The following is a 15,764-nucleotide window of genomic DNA, read 5'->3' as shown; positions in this document are numbered from 1 at the left end:
ACGCGGGGACTATAGCACGATGGAAAGGCGGGCCGGGATGCGGTTTGGGTCGGTTCAGGCACGCGCGTTGCAAGACCCTTCCGATGTCTGAACTATTTTTCCGTGTCTGTGTCTGTTCGATTAGCCTCGGCTTTGCCGTACTCTGGGGCGGTCGTTATACTGGCGCGGATTTTGCCCAACCTAGAGAAACGACCCGCCCATGAGCGATCGCGAGATAGATCAGCAGCTTGTCGAACGCGTCCAGCGCGGCGACAAGCAAGCCTTCGGCTTGCTGGTAAGTAAATACCAACGCAAGCTGCACAGGCTGCTTTCGCGATTGATTCGCGACTCTGCCGAGGTGGAGGATGTTGCCCAGGAAACGTTCATCAAGGCGTACCGCGCCTTGGGTTCGTTCAGGGGGGACAGCGCTTTTTACACTTGGCTTTATCGCATCGGCATCAATACTGCTAAAAATTACCTGGTATCCCAGAGCCGCCGGGCCCCGACGTCGACCGGCTTTGATTCCGAGGAGGCGGAGACCTTCGAGGAAGGGGACCAGCTACGCGACATCAACACGCCGGAGCGCCTGATGATGACGCAGCAGATTGGAAAGACCGTCGATGAGGCGATGGAGGCGCTGCCGGAAGAGTTGCGGACGGCGATCATGCTGCGGGAACTGGAAGGGCTTAGCTATGAAGAGATCGCCAGCATCATGGACTGCCCTATCGGGACCGTGCGATCCCGCATCTTCCGGGCACGAGAGGCAATTGCGGAAAGACTTCGGCCGCTGCTGGACACGGCTCCTGACAAACGTTGGTAGGTGGTACTCATGAAGGACAAATTGTCGGCACTGCTGGACGGCGATCTCGATCAACAATCAATGCACTCAGTGCTCGACTCGATGCGTCGGGATCGATCCCTGCGCACCGACTGGGACGCTTACTGTGCGATCGGAGACGTCATCAGGGGCGATCGGGATTCACCTCCCGATTTCGTCGGACGGGTGATGGCGAACATCGACGGCGAGCCGACCTTGCTCGCGCCGAACACCACCAGCCGAGCGCCGGACCAGGGCCACGCGTGGCGAAAGATCATGCCGCTCGCCGCTTCCCTGATGGGCGTTGCGGCAGTCGGCTGGGTTGCGCACGGCCTCTACGCCGGGCCGAAGAACACGCCGCAGCTCGCCGCGGCGCCTCGCATCCCGGTGACCGAAAGCGTAGCGGTTTCGGTTCGGCCGTCTTCTCCGGCCCCGGCAATCGATCCTCATCGCGAATACTTGTTTGCCCACCAGGCGATGACCGGCGGGGGTCCGATCTCGGGTGCGATCCAGCACGTACGTACGGTTGCGGATGTGAGACAGGATTCTGCTCGATGAAGGGTTTCGCAGTCGTAGTCGGGTTCTGCGCATTTCTTGCCCATTCGGCGGTTCTGGCGGAAGCACCGGGGGATCCGCTCTCCTGGTTGGGGCGCATCGCGAGCGCAGGCCATCGCCTGAATTATTCCGGAATCTTCATCTATCAGTCAGGGAAGAACTTCGAAACTTCCCGTATTGCGCACCTGGCCGATCCGGTCGGCGGCGAGCGTGAGCGTCTAGAGGTGCTCGACGGCAGCCCGCGCGAGGTGATCCGCAACAACAGCGAAGTCCGCTGCGTGCTGCCCGACCAGAAAATGGTCATCGTCGATCAGCCGGGCGGGCAGCGGGCGTTTCCGTCGCGATTGCCTGCCTCGTTCGGAGGGTTGGCCGAAAACTATCGGATCCGCAAGGGAGAAGTAGGGCGCGTCGCGGGACTGGACGCGCAGTTGATCGTCCTCGAGCCGAAGGACAACCTGCGTTACGGCCATCTGCTGTGGGCCGAATTGCAATCGGGCCTGCTCTTGAAGGCCCGAACCGTCGGGGAGACCGGCGAGATCATCGAGCAGTTCACGTTCAGCGACGTGAAGATCGGCGGCGAAATCGGCAGCGAGGCGCTCAAGCCGCGCTATACCGGCGAGAGCGATTGGCGCGTCGTACGCGCCCACGGCGTCGAGGTCCCGCGAGAGGAGATCGGCTGGTCCCTTAGCGCTCCGCTTCCCGGGTTCGCGCTCACATCGGTGGTGCGCAGGCCGCTGGGCAATGATCGGGGCGAGGCGTTGCATCTCGTGTTCAGTGACGGGCTGGCCGCGGTTTCGGTATTCATTGAACCGGCGGGCACGAGCGGCACGCGACCGGGAGTGGTCCCGATGGCGACCGGAGCGGTCAACATGTACAAGCGGATCGTCGCCGGCCACGTGGTCACTGCGCTCGGGGAAGTGCCCCTGGAAACCGTCCGCAGAATGGGCGACGGAATCGAGCGTGGGGCGCGATGATCGAGGCGAATGGCGTGGTTACGCGCCTGGACGGCGCAGACGCGTGGGTTCGGGTCGGGCGATCCTCGGGCGGTTGCGGGCGCTGTGACGAACCGGGAGGTTGCCGGTCGATCGGGCTGGCGTACGCGCTGAAGGCGCCGGACGAGGAGTTCCGCCTGCCGAACCGGATCGGCGCACGCGTCGGAGATGCGGTCGGGATTCGAATCGACGAACGTATGCCCCTGCGCGGCGCGTTTGCCACGTACGGTCTCGGGGTGGTTTTGCTGATCCTCGGCGCTGCGATCGGTCATTCGCTGGCGCCTCCGGCGGGCGAGGACCTCTTCGCCTTCACGGGGGGCGTCGGCGGGCTCGCAGTCGCGATTGGACTGAATGGCCTGTTACTCCGCAATGGAAGATGGCGGCGCAGCCTCGACGTCGAACTTGCGAAAGACCCGTCGCCGCGCTCGGGTTGCGGAGGGGCATTCGAATGACGCCGATGCGGTCCCTCGGGTACTCGTTCCGTATCCTTTTTCTTGCCGCGATCTGCTCTCTGACGCCGCTCACCGGTGGAGCAGCCTCGTTGCCGGATTTCACCGCGCTGGTGCAGAAACACGGTGCGGCGGTCGTCAATATCAGTACGAGCCAGGCCGTTAAGACGGCGACGCAGGGATTTCCCGGCATCGATGAAGACGACCCGATGTTCGACTTCTTTCGCCGCTTCATTCCGCGCAGACCTGGAACTCCCCACGCCGACCCGGACAGCCGCTCGCTCGGATCGGGTTTCATCGTCAGCGGCGACGGATACATCCTCACGAATGCGCATGTCGTCGCCGATGCGGAGGAAATACTCGTCCGCCTGGTGGACAAACGCGAGTTTCACGCGAGAGTCATCGGTGCGGACACACGCAGCGATGTGGCGTTGATCAAGATCGACGCGACAGGACTGCCGCGGCTCGCGATCGGCGATCCGAATGCCCTGCAGGTCGGTGAATGGGTCGTCGCGATCGGCTCGCCGTTCGGGTTCGATCATTCGGTCACTGCCGGCATCGTCAGCGCGAAGGGGCGCAGCCTTCCCGACGAGAATTTCGTTCCCTTCATCCAGACCGACGTCGCGATCAATCCGGGGAATTCGGGTGGGCCCTTGTTCAACCTCAAGGGCGAGGTGGTCGGCATGAATTCGCAGATCTATAGTCAGACCGGCGGCTTCATGGGACTGTCGTTCGCGATCCCGATCGACGTCGCGATGGACGTCCAGCAGCAATTGCGGACGAGCGGACGGGTGCAGCGCGGGCGCATCGGCGTCGCGATCCAGGAGGTCACGCGCGGACTTGCCGACAGCTTCGGCTTGCCGCAGGCGGAAGGCGCGCTGGTCAGCACGGTCGACCCGGACGGACCCGCAGCTCGCGGCGGCGTCGCGCAGGGCGACGTCATCGTCCGCTTCGGCGACAAGAGCGTCTCCGCGTCCGCGGATCTGCCGCGCATCGTTGCGGCGATTCGGCCAGGAACGCGCGTCCCGGTGCGCGTCTATAGGGCGGGTGAGCCGCGGGATCTCGCGGTCACGGTCGGGGAGTGGCAAGACGAAAGGAGCGGCAAAGCGTCGCGTTCCCAACGCCCCGCGCCGTCGGCCAACAAGCTCGGACTGGTTGTCGGTGAGCCGACCGCTGCACAAAGACGCGAGCGCGGAATCGATCGCGGGCTCGTCGTGGAGCGTGTGCAGGGAGCGGCGGCTCGGGCCGAATTGCAGGTCGGCGACGTGATCGTCGCGATCGTCTCGCGCGGGCGGCAGACGGCGCTGACATCGATTCAGACCTTCAACCAGATGGTCTCGGGGTTGAAGGACGGACAGCAGGTCACGCTGCTCGTGCAGCGGGCCGACGGCAATTCGTACATCACGTTGCGGGCCGGCGAATGACAGGCGAACGCGAATTCGCCGTCATGAGCCGCGAGTGGTGCCACCTGTGCCACGACCTCGTCGACCGACTCCTACCTCTTGCGGCCGAGTTGGGCTGGGCGGTGCGGGTCCTCGACGTCGACGCCGATCCCGAACTCGAAGCTCGGTGGGATGAGCTGGTTCCGGTCGTCCTTGCGGGCGACATGGAACTGTGCCGCTATCATTTGGACGAGGCCGCCATCCGTGTTTATTGCGGCCGTTTTCCGCTAGAATCCGCGGCTTAGCCGGATTAACCCATACATCCAAGGTGCCGCACGGCACCTTTATTTTGTTGTCGCATGCAACATATCCGAAACTTCTCGATCATCGCGCACATCGATCACGGCAAGTCCACACTGGCCGACCGTCTCATCCACTACTGCGGGGGACTGTCGGACCGTGAAATGGAGGCGCAGGTCCTCGATTCGATGGATCTCGAGCGCGAGCGAGGGATCACGATCAAGGCCCAGACGGCGGCGCTGCAGTACAAGGCGAAAGACGGGCAGGTGTACAACCTCAACCTGATCGACACGCCGGGACACGTCGATTTCTCCTACGAGGTCAGCCGTTCGTTGTCGGCATGTGAAGGAGCGCTGCTCGTCGTCGATGCCTCGCAGGGCGTCGAGGCGCAGACCGTCGCGAACTGCTACACCGCGATCGAGCAGAACGTCGAAGTCATTCCGGTCCTGAACAAGATCGATCTGCCTGCTGCCGACCCGGAGAACGCGCGCCAGGAGATCGAGGACGTGATCGGCGTCGACGCGTCGGAAGCGGTGCTGTGCTCGGCGAAGACCGGGCTCGGTATCGAGGACGTGCTGGAGACGGTGGTGCGGCGTGTGCCGCCGCCGAAGGGCGATCCGAGCGCGCCGTTGAAGGCGCTGATCATCGATTCGTGGTTCGACAATTACGTTGGTGTCGTGATGCTTGTACGCGTCGTCGACGGCGTGCTCAAGCCGAAGGACCGGATCCTCCTGATGGCGAACGGCGCGCAGTACCCGTGCGACCAGGTCGGCGTGTTTACGCCGCGTTCCGTTGCCCGCTCGGAATTGTCGGCCGGCGAGGTGGGGTTCGTGATCGCCGGCATCAAGGAGCTGCAGGCGGCGAAGGTCGGCGATACGGTGACGCTGGCCACGAAACCCGCGGCCGAGCCGCTGCCGGGATTCAAGGAAATCAAGCCCCAGGTGTTCGCCGGACTCTACCCGGTGGAGTCGAGCGAATACGACCAGCTTCGCGACTCTCTCGAAAAACTGCGACTCAACGACGCTTCGCTGCAGTACGAGCCCGAGGTGTCGCAGGCGCTCGGCTTCGGCTTCCGGTGCGGCTTCCTCGGGCTGCTGCACATGGACATCGTGCAGGAGCGGCTCGAGCGCGAGTTCGACATGGACCTCATCACCACCGCGCCGACGGTCGTGTATGAAGTGCTGATGAACAGCGGCGAAACCATCCGTGTCGAAAACCCGGCCAAACTCCCGGATCTGTCGAAAATCGCCGAGATCCGCGAGCCGATCATCACCGCAACGATCTTCCTGCCCCAGGATTACGTCGGGCCGGTCATCACGCTGTGCAACCTGAAGCGCGGCGCGCAGGTGGACATGCGTTATCACGGGCGCCAGGTTCAGCTGATCTACGACATGCCGATGAACGAAGTCGTCATGGACTTTTTCGACAAGCTGAAATCGGTTTCGCGCGGCTATGCGTCGCTCGACTACGAGTTCAAGGAATACCGCACCGCCGACCTCGTCAAGCTCGATCTGCTGGTCGGGGGCGAGAAGGTCGACGCGCTGTCGATCATCGTTCATCGCGCTTCCGCCCAGTACCGGGGCCGCGAGGTCGCGGCGAAGCTGCGCGGCCTGATCCCGCGCCAGATGTTCGACGTCGCGGTGCAGGCGGCGATCGGTTCGCACATCGTCGCACGCGAAACGATCAAGGCATTGCGCAAGAACGTCCTCGCAAAGTGCTACGGCGGCGACATCACACGCAAGAAGAAGCTGCTCGAGAAGCAGAAGGAAGGCAAGAAGCGGATGAAGCAGGTGGGTAACGTCGAGATTCCGCAGGAAGCGTTCCTCGCCGTGCTGCGCGTCGATGAAGGCAAGTGACGCGACCTTCGGCATGCCCTTGCCCAAATCCTCCAATCCGGAGTCTGTGTGAATTTCGCCCTGATATTGTTCTTGCTGCTCGTCGCTACGGGCGTCTTGTGGTTGATCGATCGATTGTTCGCGCGCAAGCGGCGCAGCCCGGGCGCGCAGTCGCCCTGGTGGGTCGAGTACGGCGCGAGCTTTTTTCCGGTCATCCTGATCGTGTTCGGCTTGCGCTCCTTTCTCGTCGAGCCGTTCAAAATCCCGTCCGGGTCGATGATTCCGACCCTGCTCGTCGGTGACTTCATTCTCGTCAATAAGTGGGTCTACGGCATCCGCCTGCCGGTGATCAACAAGAAGGTCGTCGAGGTCGAAAACCCGAAGCGCGGCGACGTGATGGTGTTCCGCTATCCGGCCGATCCGTCGCTCGATTACATCAAGCGTGTCGTCGGACTTCCGGGCGACAAGGTCGAATACCTGAACAAGCGCTTGCGGATCAACGGTCAGCCCGTCGACATGCAGGCGCAGGGCGACTACCTTCATCCCGACCGGCTGTATTATTCGCCGCGCTTGTCGGAGAAGCTCGGCGACGTCGAGCATTCGGTGTTGATCGAACGGGACGCGCCGTCGTTCGTCCCGCATGTGCTCGATTTTCCGTACCGGGAAAACTGCACCTATACTACGGCCGGCGTCAGTTGCGTCGTACCTGCAAACCATTATTTCGTCATGGGCGACAACCGGGACGCGAGCAGCGACAGTCGCGTCTGGGGATTCGTACCCGATGCGAACATCGTCGGACGCGCCTTTTTCATCTGGTTCAATTTCAGTGACATGAAGCGCATTGGCGGCTTCCACTGACACGGAGCGTGTGATCGCATGAAGAGCAAACAAGCTGGGCTGAGCCTGATCGGCCTCCTGATCGTCGCCTCATTGCTCGGCTTCGCGCTGTTGATCGGTTTTCGCGCCGTCCCCGCGGTCAACGAATATCTGGCGATCAAGCGGAACGTCAAGCTCGTCGCGGAAGAGGGCGACAACGGCGTCGCGACGGCGGAACTGCGGCGCAACTTCGACCGTCGCGGTCAGATCGACGACGTGGTGACGATCACCGGCGCCGATCTGGACATATCCAAGCAGGGCGGCAAGACGCTGGTCGAGATCGCGTACGAACGCAAGGTGCCGGTCGCCGGAAACGTAAGCCTGCTTTTCGACTTCCGCGCCTCTTCGGCTGCGCAGTAGTGCCTTCGGAGTTGGAGCGCCTCGAGCGCGCGCTTGGTCATCAGTTCCGTGATTCGTCGTTGCTGCGGCAGGCGCTCACGCACCGCAGCTTCGGTCAGCCCAACAACGAGCGCCTCGAGTTCCTGGGCGATGGCATCCTGAACTGCGTCGTCGCCATGGCGCTGTTCGACCGCTTTGGGGATTTGCGCGAAGGCGAGATGTCGCGCCTGCGCGCGTCCCTCGTATGTCAGGACGCGCTGCATCGGATCGCGACGCAGCTGCAACTCGGCGACTACCTGCGCCTCGGTGAAGGAGAGATGAAGAGCGGCGGTTTCCGCCGACCGTCGATTCTTGCCGACGCGCTGGAGGCGATCTTCGCCGGCGTTTTTCTCGACCAGGGATTTCCGGCGGCGAAGGCGGTGATCGATCGGCTCTACGCCGCAGCCATCGAAGCGATCGACCCTAACGTTGCGGCCAAGGACCCCAAGACCGCGCTGCAGGAGTTGCTGCAGGGACGCAGACTCCCGCTTCCGTCCTATACCACGGTAAAAGTGCGCGGCGAAGCGCACGCGCAGGAATTCGAGGTGATGTGCGAGGTCAACGCGCTGAACGTCCGTACGACGGGGCACGGTCCGAGCCGGCGCGCCGCGGAGCAACAGTCGGCCGAACTCGCGCTGGCCCAGTTGAGGAAGCAATGAATTTCGAAAACGCGCCGGATGGCGCTGATGGCCAAGTTGCGTTTCGCGCCGGCTTCGTCGCGATCGTCGGGCGTCCCAACGTCGGCAAGTCGACGCTGCTCAATCGGCTGATCGGTCAGAAGATCAGCATCGTCTCGCGCAAGGCGCAGACGACGCGACATCGTGTGACCGGCATCCTCACGCAGGACGACGCGCAACTCGTATTCGTCGATACCCCCGGATTCCAGACGCGGCATCGCAACGCGCTGAATCGTTCGATGAATCGGACGGTTTCGCAGGTGCTCGCCGACGTCGATCTGGTGTTCTTCGTCGTCGAGGCAGGGCGTTTCGGCGAGGATGATCGCAAGGTAGTCGAAGTCCTGCCGGCCGATGCGCGCGTCGTGCTGGTCATCAACAAGGTCGATCGACTCGAAGACAAAAGCCGGCTCCTGCCCTTCATCGCGAAGATGGCCGAGGCGTATCCCTTCACCGAAATCGTGCCGCTCAGCGCCGAGCGCGGCACGAACGTCGATACGCTCCTGAAGGCGGCGGTCCCGCTGCTGCCGGTGGGCGAGGCGATGTTCGGTGCGGACGAGATCACCGATCGCAGCGAGCGCTTTCTCGCCGCCGAATTCCTGCGCGAAAAGCTCTTCCGTCTGCTCGGCGACGAGCTGCCGTACGGCATCGCAGTCGAGATCGAGAAGTTCGAAACCGAAGGCAACCTGCGCCGCATTCACGCGGCGGTGGTCGTCGACAAGCCGGGGCACAAGGGCATCGTGATCGGCAAGGGCGGCGAGCAGCTGAAGCGCATCGCGTCCGAAGCGCGCGTCGAGCTCGAGAAACTGTTCGATGGCAAGGTTTTTCTCGAAGTCTGGGTCAAGGTCAAGAGCGGCTGGGCCGATGACGAACGGGCGCTCAAGAGCCTCGGCTACGAATAACGCGCTTCGGCGCGTCCGCCAGTGAATCCGAAGCAACGCGTCGACCAGCAGCCGGCGTTCGTCCTGCACACTTACCCGTGGCGGGAAACGAGCCTGATCGTCGAGGCCTTCTCCCGCGACTATGGGCGAATCGCGCTGGTCGCCAAAGGCGCTCGGCGCCCGATGTCGGCGATGCGCGGCGTCATCATGGCGTTCCAGCCGTTGCTGGTCGACTGGTCGGGCGGCGGGGAAATCAAGACGCTGGTGCGCGCGGAATGGCGCGGCGGGCAGCCGTTGCTCGGCGGGCAGGGGCTGATGTGCGGCTACTACCTCAATGAGCTGCTGGTGCGTCTCACCGCTCGCGAGGACCCGCACCCGGCGTTGTTCGATGCCTACGCGGCCGCACTCTCGAGCCTCGGGCGGAACGAGAGCGCCGCCCCGATCCTGCGTCGCTTCGAACTGGGACTGTTGCGCGAGCTGGGGTACGGACTCGGGCTCGAAAACGAGGTCGACTCCGATCGTGCCGTCGATCCGGCTGCGCAGTACGTCTATATAATCGAAAAGGGTCCGACGCCGGCTGGGGAAGGCACCGAAGGGATGCCGGTTGTGGACGGACAGGTGCTGCTCGATATGGCTCGGGACGATTTTTCCCGAACGGAAACCCTCGCCCAAAGCAAGGCGCTGTTGCGCATGCTGATCAACCACTATCTCGGCGGACAGCCGCTGCAGTCGCGTCGGGTGCTGAAGGAGTTTCAGGAACTGTGATCGAACTCGGCGTCAATATCGACCATGTGGCGACCCTCAGGCAAGCACGCCGGACGTGGGAGCCGGATCCGGTGTGGGCTGCGGTGGAGGCCCATCTCGGCGGCGCCGACGGCATCACGGTGCACCTGCGCGAAGACCGGCGCCACATCCAGGACGAGGACGTCAGGAAGCTGCGCGACCTCACCCAGATCAAGCTCAACCTCGAGATGGCGGCGACCGACGAAATGGTCGACATCGCCTGCGGGCTGAAGCCCGAAATGGCGATGCTGGTGCCGGAAGGTCGCCACGAGGTGACGACCGAGGGCGGGCTCGACGTCGTCGCCCAGGAACGGCGGCTGAAGGACGTCATCGGCCGCCTTGCGGATGCGGGGATCGTCACCAGCGTGTTCATCGATGCCGAGCTCCCGCAGATCGAGGCGGCTGCCCGCATCGGCGCGCGTGTGTGCGAGATTCATACCGGTCCCTATGCTCATGCCTTCCATGCCGCCGGGCGCGATGAGGAGAGTCCGGCAGTCCTCGCCGAAATCGCGAAGCTGCGGCGCGCCGGGGAAGCCGTTTGTGCCCTCGGGATGCGCTTCAACGCCGGCCACGCACTGAATTACTACAACGTGCAGCCGGTCGCGCAGCTCCCCGGCGTGCGCGAACTGCATATCGGGCACGCGATCGTCAGTCGAGCTGTCTTCTCCGGTCTGCGCGACGCGGTTCGTGAAATGAAGCGATTGATGCGCGAGGCGGCGGACGCGGCGCGATGAGCCTGCCCCGATGATCCACGGTATCGGCACGGATATCGTTCAAGTCGCGCGGATGCGTCAGTCGCTCGACCGATATGGGGAACGTTTCGCCGGGCGAATCCTCGCGGGTTCGGAGCAGGACGGATTTTCGTCGAGTCGCGATCCGGCGCGCTTCCTCGCGAAACGCTTCGCCGCGAAGGAAGCCTTCGGCAAGGCTCTCGGGACGGGAGTCGCGGCTCCGGCGACCCTGCACGCGGTCGCGGTCGATCACGACGAGCGCGGAAAACCGCTGTTCCGCTTCGGCGAAGCCCTTGCGGACTTCCTGCGGGACCGTGGTCTCAGCGCCCATTTGAGTCTTACCGACGAGGTGGATTACGTCGTCGCCTTCGCCCTGATCGAGAAACGATGACAAACGAGACACCTGCTTCGCCCGCACGAAACCTTCCGCTGGGTCCGGTGATGCTCGACGTCGCCGGCTTCGCGCTGACGGACGAGGAGCGCGAACGCCTGCGCCATCCGCTCGTCGGAGGGGTGATCCTGTTTGCGCGCAACTTCCGCAATTCGCTGCAGTTGGCGGCGCTGACGGCCGAGATCCACGCAGTGCGGGAGCGGCCGCTGATCATTGCCGTCGATCATGAGGGCGGGCGTGTGCAACGCTTCCGCAACGACGGCTTCACGCACATCCCGTCGATGCGCAGTCTCGGTCGCCTGTGGGAGCAGGACCACGTCGTCGCGCTGGAATCCTCCCGGTCGGCCGGCTACGTCCTTGCCGCCGAGTTGCTCGCCCACGGCGTCGACCTCAGCTTCACGCCGGTGCTCGATCTCGATTACGGTTGCAGCCGCGTCGTCGGCGACCGCGCGTTCCATCGGGACCCGCAGGTCGTCGGGGCGCTCGCGCAGTCGCTCGTGTCGGGCATGACCGAGGCGGGAATGGGCTGTGTCGGGAAGCATTTTCCGGGTCACGGCTTCGCGGAAGCGGATTCGCATGTCGAGATTCCGGTGGACGAACGCGACTTCAATGCGATCTGGGCCGATGACATCGCGCCGTACCGCGATCGCCTCGGGAGCCGGTTGTCCGGCGTGATGCCGGCGCACGTGATCTACCGGCGGGTCGACGCGAACCCGGCAGGTTTCTCGTCGTTCTGGCTGCAGGATGTTCTTCGTACGCGTGTCGGGTTCCAAGGCGTGATTTTCAGCGACGATCTCACGATGGAGGGCGCCGCCGTCGCCGGCGACATTCTTGCGCGCGCGAGCGCCGCTTATACGGCGGGTTGCGACATGGTGCTGGTGTGCAATCGCCCCGATCTCGCCGCCGATTTGCTCGACCGCTGGAATCCGCAGATCGGCGCGGAAAGCCGGGCACGTATCGAAGCGCTCCGCTCGCGGCCCCGATGCGCCGATGTGGCCACGCTCGAGCAGCATCCCATCTACCAGCAGGCACGGGCCGTCGTGTCCGGGATCGTCGAGAGGGCGGCGTAACGCGGATGGGTGGGTTTCGATGAGTGGCTCGGGCAGCGCGTTCGACGCCAAGACCTTTCTCCGCAATGTCCCGGAGGATCCCGGCGTCTATCGAATGATCGGCGCCGAGGAGCGGGTGCTCTACGTCGGCAAGGCGAAAAACCTGAAGCGGCGCGTGTCGAGCTATTTCCAGCGCACACAGCCGAGCCCCCGAATCGCCATGATGGTCGCGCAGATCCAGCGCGTCGACATCACGCCGACGCGCTCCGAGGCCGAGGCGCTGCTGCTCGAAAACAACCTCATCAAGAGCCTCGCGCCGCGTTACAACATCCTGTTCCGCGACGACAAGTCGTACCCTTACATCGAATTGTCAGCGGATGAGTTTCCGCGTCTCGCCTACCATCGCGGCGCGTTCGCGAAGGGGGCGCGCTACTTTGGCCCGTTTCCGAACGCGTGGGCCGTGCGCGAAAGCATCCACCTGCTGCAGAAGACGTTTCGCCTGCGCACCTGTGAAAATTCGGTGTTCCAGAATCGGTCGCGCCCTTGTCTTCTGTACCAGATCAAACGTTGCACCGCGCCCTGTGTCGGGTTGATCGACGAGACCGCGTACGCCGCGGATGTGACGCTGGCGGCCCGCTTTCTCGACGGGCGCGCCTCGGAGGTCATCGACGACCTGACGGCCCGCATGAACGCGGCTGCGGAGCGCCTCGCATTCGAGGAGGCGGCCGCGTGCCGTGATCAGGTCCGGGTGCTGCAGGCGGTGCTGCAGCGCCAGTTCGTCGACAGCCGCAAGGACGAGGACGTGGATATCGTCGCGGCGGTCGAGGAGAGTGGCGTCGTTTGCGTGAACCTCGCGATGGTGCGAGGCGGTCGCCACTTGGGTGACCGTCCGCAGTTTCCGAGCGGCGCAGCCGGGATCGGTGCGCTCGACGGGGCGCTCGCGTTCATCGAGCAGCATTACCGCGATCAGCCGTTGCCGGCGCGCTTGCTCGTGAACGTCCCGCTCGCCGCGGTCCGGACGCTGATGACCGAAATCACGGACAAGCCCTGTTCGCCGCTCGCGCCGCGTTTCCAGGCCGAGAAAGCGTGGATGGAGATGGCCGAGAACAATGCGCGCCTCGCGATTCTCGCGCGCAAGCACGACACGGGGCGCGCCCAACTTCGGCTCGAGTCCCTTCGCGAATCACTCGACCTGCCCGAAGCCCCGGCGCGCATCGAGTGTTTCGACATCAGCCACACGATGGGCGAGGCGACGGTGGCGTCGTGCGTCGTGTGTGTCGACGGCGCGATGAAGAATTCCGAGTATCGGCGCTACAACATCACCGGAATCACGCCCGGCGACGATTTCGCGGCGATGCGGCAAGTGCTCGAACGCCGCTACGGGAAAGTCGCGGCCGGCGAGGGCGTGTCGCCCGACCTGATCCTGATCGACGGCGGAAAAGGGCAGGTCAGCTCTGCGCGCGCGGTGCTCGCCGACGTCGGGCTCGAGTCTATCGCGATGGTGGGCGTGGCGAAGGGCGAAGAGCGCAAACCTGGTCTCGAGACGCTGATCTTTCCCGACGGGCGCGCGTTGAACCTCTCCACCGACCACCCGGCGCTGCATTTGATCCAGGAGATCCGGGACGAGGCGCACCGGTTTGCCATCACCGGGCATCGTGCCAAGCGGGCGAAGACGCGAATCGGCTCCCGCCTCGAGGACATTCCGGGCGTCGGACCTACCCGGCGGAGGAACCTCCTGGCCAGCTTCGGCGGACTCGACGGGGTGCGCACCGCGACGGTCGAAGACCTGTGCCGTGTCGGGGGGGTGAGCCGAAAGATTGCCGAAGCGATATACAATGCCCTGCATTGACGCGCTCCCGATGGCCCTCTCGGCCCTATTCAATGTTATTCAACGTTCCAAACTCGCTGACATGGGCGCGCATTGCGCTGATTCCGCTGTTCGTCGGCGTCTTTTACTTTCCGGATCGCTGGCTTGACGTCGATGGGAAAAATCTTGCGGCAACGCTGATCTTCATCGTCGCGGCCGTCACCGACTGGTTCGACGGCTACCTCGCGCGCGCGCTGAACCAGACTTCCGCGTTCGGTGCCTTTCTCGACCCGGTCGCCGACAAATTGATGGTCGCGGCCGCGCTGATCCTGCTCGTGCAACTCTCCCGGGTCGACTCGATCATCGCGGTGGTCATCATCGGACGCGAGATCACGATTTCAGCGCTGCGCGAGTGGATGGCGCGCGTCGGCGAGTCGGCGGGCGTCGCCGTCGCCTTCGTAGGCAAAATGAAGACCGCCGCGCAGATGACGGCAATCCCGCTGCTGCTCTACGATGCGCCGCTCTTGTCGGTGAATCTGCGCGTCGTCGGCGAGATCCTGATCTACATTGCGGCAGCGTTGACGCTATGGTCGATGGGATATTACCTCCACCGGGCGATGCCGCATCTCGTGCAACATGATCGAAAAGTGCGGGGCAAGAACACTTGACAGCTTCTGATCGCAAACTATAATGGCGGTCTTTCAGCGGGAATAGCTCAGTTGGTAGAGCGCAACCTTGCCAAGGTTGAGGTCGCGAGTTCGAGACTCGTTTCCCGCTCCAGAATTTCTCGAAGCACCCGTTCGGATGCTTCGCCCGATCGAGGCGCATCGGGAAGTCAGACTAGCAGCGTGGCGCGATGGCAGAGTGGTTATGCAGCGGCCTGCAAAGCCGTGTACATCGGTTCGATTCCGGTTCGCGCCTCCAAAAGAATCAAATACTTAACCCGCTCCGGCGGGTTTTTTGTTGCCGGAAATCCGGCAACAAATGGACTAAAGTGGGGTCGTGCCTGTAACGCCGCGCGCGCTTTGTCACTGATTTGCGCGGCTTTTGGCACGGGACATTACTCGTTGCGGGACGGGATTTTCCGGCTGGGACATTCGCCCGGATGAGAGGCCCGCCGTGGCGCCTTTAGGGGTCTCAAGAAAGATGCCCGCCCTCGCCCTATTTTTAAGAGCCAGCGGCGACGGTTCCCCTTCTTACCTCGGACTCGAGTAGGCGGTCTCGTCGAGGACGGCAAGCACAATTTTTCGTTCGATCGCGTCGAGCGCGGCTTCGACAGCAGCGGGCTCGCGGGGACGGTCGGAGGATTCGAGATACCGAACCATGTGCGAGGCCGTGCTGTGCCCGCGGCTGGCCGTCTTCGAGATCCAGTCGGCGCCGAGCTTCTCGTCGGCGGGCACTCCCTTGCCGGCGATATAGCAGCGGCCGAGCCAGTGCATCGCTTCGGCGTGGTACTGGCGGGCAGCGGCTTCGAGCCACGGCAGCGCGGATTCGGCGTAGTCCTGTGCGAGAAACATCAGCGCGAGGTCGCATTGTGCGTCCGGGTCGCCTGCATCGGCGGCGACGATCAGTTCGCCGTCCTCGGCAGCGAGACGCAGCCGGGACAGTGCGGTTGCATCGTCGAGCGCGATGCCCGTCCGCTCACCCGAACCGGTCGAGATCGCCCGAAGGTGCCCGTCCGCTACCCGCCTCCACAATGTGCGCTTACTGAGTCCAGAGAGGGACGCGGCCGTGTTGATGGAGATGTAGTGCATGTGCGCTCGGTCGGGCTGGCTGAGGAGAATATAGTTTATCCCCTCGCGCGAAACGCGGGGAGCGGCTGCGCGCGGCCGCCGTGCAACTGCGTTTGTGACACAGGGGGGTGCGACAGGCGGCACCTTTGGCA

Annotated in this window: 18 protein-coding genes and 2 tRNA genes; 19 read left to right on the top strand and 1 reads right to left on the bottom strand. The window is 63.8% G+C overall.

Going from position 1 to position 15,764, the window contains the following annotated elements; genetic code table 11:
• Positions 1-199 precede the first annotated feature (199 nt).
• The 19 genes from rpoE to ROZ37_RS01645 all read left to right on the top strand — a co-directional run bounded on the left by rpoE (position 200) and on the right by ROZ37_RS01645 (position 14,803).
• Entirely contained in the window at positions 200-799 is a 600-nt protein-coding gene (gene rpoE / locus ROZ37_RS01735) for an RNA polymerase sigma factor RpoE (RefSeq protein WP_312656983.1), read from the top strand.
• A gap of 9 nt (positions 800-808) precedes the next feature.
• Complete coding sequence (locus ROZ37_RS01730; RefSeq protein ID WP_312656982.1) at positions 809-1,354, top strand: sigma-E factor negative regulatory protein; 546 nt, start codon at positions 809-811, stop codon at positions 1,352-1,354.
• Entirely contained in the window at positions 1,351-2,325 is a 975-nt protein-coding gene (locus tag ROZ37_RS01725) for a MucB/RseB C-terminal domain-containing protein (protein ID WP_312656981.1), read from the top strand. Before ROZ37_RS01730 ends, ROZ37_RS01725 begins: the two co-directional genes overlap by 4 nt.
• Before the next feature lie 14 nt (positions 2,326-2,339).
• Positions 2,340-2,795, top strand: a complete 456-nt coding sequence (locus tag ROZ37_RS01720) for a SoxR reducing system RseC family protein (RefSeq protein ID WP_312656980.1) — start codon at positions 2,340-2,342, stop codon at positions 2,793-2,795.
• Between the two features lie 5 nt (positions 2,796-2,800).
• A complete protein-coding gene (locus tag ROZ37_RS01715) occupies positions 2,801-4,216 on the top strand; it encodes a Do family serine endopeptidase (protein ID WP_312657485.1) in 1,416 nt (471 codons plus the stop codon).
• The gene (locus tag ROZ37_RS01710; protein ID WP_312656978.1) at positions 4,213-4,479 is read left to right on the top strand and encodes a glutaredoxin family protein; all 267 of its coding nucleotides are present in this window, start codon (positions 4,213-4,215) and stop codon (positions 4,477-4,479) included. The genes ROZ37_RS01715 and ROZ37_RS01710 overlap by 4 nt, the downstream gene beginning before the upstream one ends.
• Before the next feature lie 54 nt (positions 4,480-4,533).
• Positions 4,534-6,330 carry a translation elongation factor 4 gene (lepA, locus tag ROZ37_RS01705; protein ID WP_312656977.1) on the top strand — a complete coding sequence of 599 codons (1,797 nt, stop codon included), beginning with the start codon at positions 4,534-4,536 and terminating at the stop codon, positions 6,328-6,330.
• 48 nt (positions 6,331-6,378) lie between these two features.
• Positions 6,379-7,167 (top strand): signal peptidase I, encoded by a 789-nt coding sequence (lepB, locus tag ROZ37_RS01700; RefSeq protein WP_312656976.1) that lies wholly within the window; start codon positions 6,379-6,381, stop codon positions 7,165-7,167.
• Between the two features lie 18 nt (positions 7,168-7,185).
• Positions 7,186-7,545 carry a DUF4845 domain-containing protein gene (locus ROZ37_RS01695; protein ID WP_312656975.1) on the top strand — a complete coding sequence of 120 codons (360 nt, stop codon included), beginning with the start codon at positions 7,186-7,188 and terminating at the stop codon, positions 7,543-7,545.
• Positions 7,545-8,222 (top strand): ribonuclease III, encoded by a 678-nt coding sequence (gene rnc / locus ROZ37_RS01690; RefSeq protein ID WP_312656973.1) that lies wholly within the window; start codon positions 7,545-7,547, stop codon positions 8,220-8,222. Before ROZ37_RS01695 ends, rnc begins: the two co-directional genes overlap by 1 nt.
• Positions 8,219-9,139, top strand: coding sequence for a GTPase Era (gene era, locus ROZ37_RS01685; protein ID WP_312656972.1), 921 nt, complete (start codon positions 8,219-8,221; stop codon positions 9,137-9,139). The genes rnc and era overlap by 4 nt, the downstream gene beginning before the upstream one ends.
• Positions 9,140-9,160: 21 nt before the next feature.
• Entirely contained in the window at positions 9,161-9,883 is a 723-nt protein-coding gene (gene recO, locus ROZ37_RS01680) for a DNA repair protein RecO (protein WP_312656971.1), read from the top strand.
• Positions 9,880-10,635: a pyridoxine 5'-phosphate synthase gene (locus ROZ37_RS01675; protein ID WP_312656970.1), complete on the top strand. Its 756-nt coding sequence runs from the start codon at positions 9,880-9,882 to the stop codon at positions 10,633-10,635. Before recO ends, ROZ37_RS01675 begins: the two co-directional genes overlap by 4 nt.
• A gap of 10 nt (positions 10,636-10,645) precedes the next feature.
• Complete coding sequence (acpS, locus tag ROZ37_RS01670) at positions 10,646-11,023, top strand: holo-ACP synthase (protein ID WP_312656969.1); 378 nt, start codon at positions 10,646-10,648, stop codon at positions 11,021-11,023.
• On the top strand, positions 11,020-12,093 hold the full coding sequence (gene nagZ, locus ROZ37_RS01665; RefSeq protein WP_312656968.1) for a beta-N-acetylhexosaminidase: 1,074 nt from the start codon (positions 11,020-11,022) through the stop codon (positions 12,091-12,093). The genes acpS and nagZ overlap by 4 nt, the downstream gene beginning before the upstream one ends.
• Before the next feature lie 19 nt (positions 12,094-12,112).
• Positions 12,113-13,921: an excinuclease ABC subunit UvrC gene (gene uvrC / locus ROZ37_RS01660; protein ID WP_312656967.1), complete on the top strand. Its 1,809-nt coding sequence runs from the start codon at positions 12,113-12,115 to the stop codon at positions 13,919-13,921.
• Positions 13,922-13,953: 32 nt separating this feature from the next.
• Complete coding sequence (gene pgsA, locus ROZ37_RS01655) at positions 13,954-14,547, top strand: CDP-diacylglycerol--glycerol-3-phosphate 3-phosphatidyltransferase (protein WP_312656965.1); 594 nt, start codon at positions 13,954-13,956, stop codon at positions 14,545-14,547.
• Between the two features lie 36 nt (positions 14,548-14,583).
• Positions 14,584-14,659, top strand: a tRNA-Gly gene (locus tag ROZ37_RS01650).
• 70 nt (positions 14,660-14,729) lie between these two features.
• Positions 14,730-14,803: transfer RNA gene (locus ROZ37_RS01645), tRNA-Cys, on the top strand.
• A gap of 272 nt (positions 14,804-15,075) precedes the next feature.
• Here the strand turns inward: ROZ37_RS01645 and ROZ37_RS01640 are convergent.
• The gene (locus ROZ37_RS01640) at positions 15,076-15,633 is read right to left on the bottom strand and encodes a hypothetical protein (protein WP_312656963.1); all 558 of its coding nucleotides are present in this window, start codon (positions 15,631-15,633) and stop codon (positions 15,076-15,078) included.
• Between the last annotated feature and the right edge of the window lie 131 nt (positions 15,634-15,764).

Source organism: Aromatoleum sp., from assembly GCF_032027225.1.
GTDB lineage: Bacteria > Pseudomonadota > Gammaproteobacteria > Burkholderiales > Rhodocyclaceae > Aromatoleum.
The sequence above is the reverse complement of the archived record's forward strand: the minus strand, read 5'-3'. Positions and strand labels throughout refer to the sequence as shown.

What these genes read in the sequence shown, in the direction of transcription:
- rpoE (WP_312656983.1), top strand. Translation starts at nt 200, where the DNA reads ATGAGCGATCGCGAGATAGATCAGCAGCTTGTCGAACGCGTCCAGCGC.
- ROZ37_RS01730 (WP_312656982.1), top strand. Translation starts at nt 809, where the DNA reads ATGAAGGACAAATTGTCGGCACTGCTGGACGGCGATCTCGATCAACAA.
- ROZ37_RS01725 (WP_312656981.1), top strand. Translation starts at nt 1,351, where the DNA reads ATGAAGGGTTTCGCAGTCGTAGTCGGGTTCTGCGCATTTCTTGCCCAT.
- ROZ37_RS01715 (WP_312657485.1), top strand. Translation starts at nt 2,801, where the DNA reads ATGCGGTCCCTCGGGTACTCGTTCCGTATCCTTTTTCTTGCCGCGATC.
- ROZ37_RS01710 (WP_312656978.1), top strand. Translation starts at nt 4,213, where the DNA reads ATGACAGGCGAACGCGAATTCGCCGTCATGAGCCGCGAGTGGTGCCAC.
- lepA (WP_312656977.1), top strand. Translation starts at nt 4,534, where the DNA reads ATGCAACATATCCGAAACTTCTCGATCATCGCGCACATCGATCACGGC.
- ROZ37_RS01695 (WP_312656975.1), top strand. Translation starts at nt 7,186, where the DNA reads ATGAAGAGCAAACAAGCTGGGCTGAGCCTGATCGGCCTCCTGATCGTC.
- era (WP_312656972.1), top strand. Translation starts at nt 8,219, where the DNA reads ATGAATTTCGAAAACGCGCCGGATGGCGCTGATGGCCAAGTTGCGTTT.
- acpS (WP_312656969.1), top strand. Translation starts at nt 10,646, where the DNA reads ATGATCCACGGTATCGGCACGGATATCGTTCAAGTCGCGCGGATGCGT.
- nagZ (WP_312656968.1), top strand. Translation starts at nt 11,020, where the DNA reads ATGACAAACGAGACACCTGCTTCGCCCGCACGAAACCTTCCGCTGGGT.
- uvrC (WP_312656967.1), top strand. Translation starts at nt 12,113, where the DNA reads ATGAGTGGCTCGGGCAGCGCGTTCGACGCCAAGACCTTTCTCCGCAAT.
- pgsA (WP_312656965.1), top strand. Translation starts at nt 13,954, where the DNA reads ATGTTATTCAACGTTCCAAACTCGCTGACATGGGCGCGCATTGCGCTG.
- ROZ37_RS01640 (WP_312656963.1), bottom strand. Translation starts at nt 15,633, where the DNA reads ATGCACTACATCTCCATCAACACGGCCGCGTCCCTCTCTGGACTCAGT.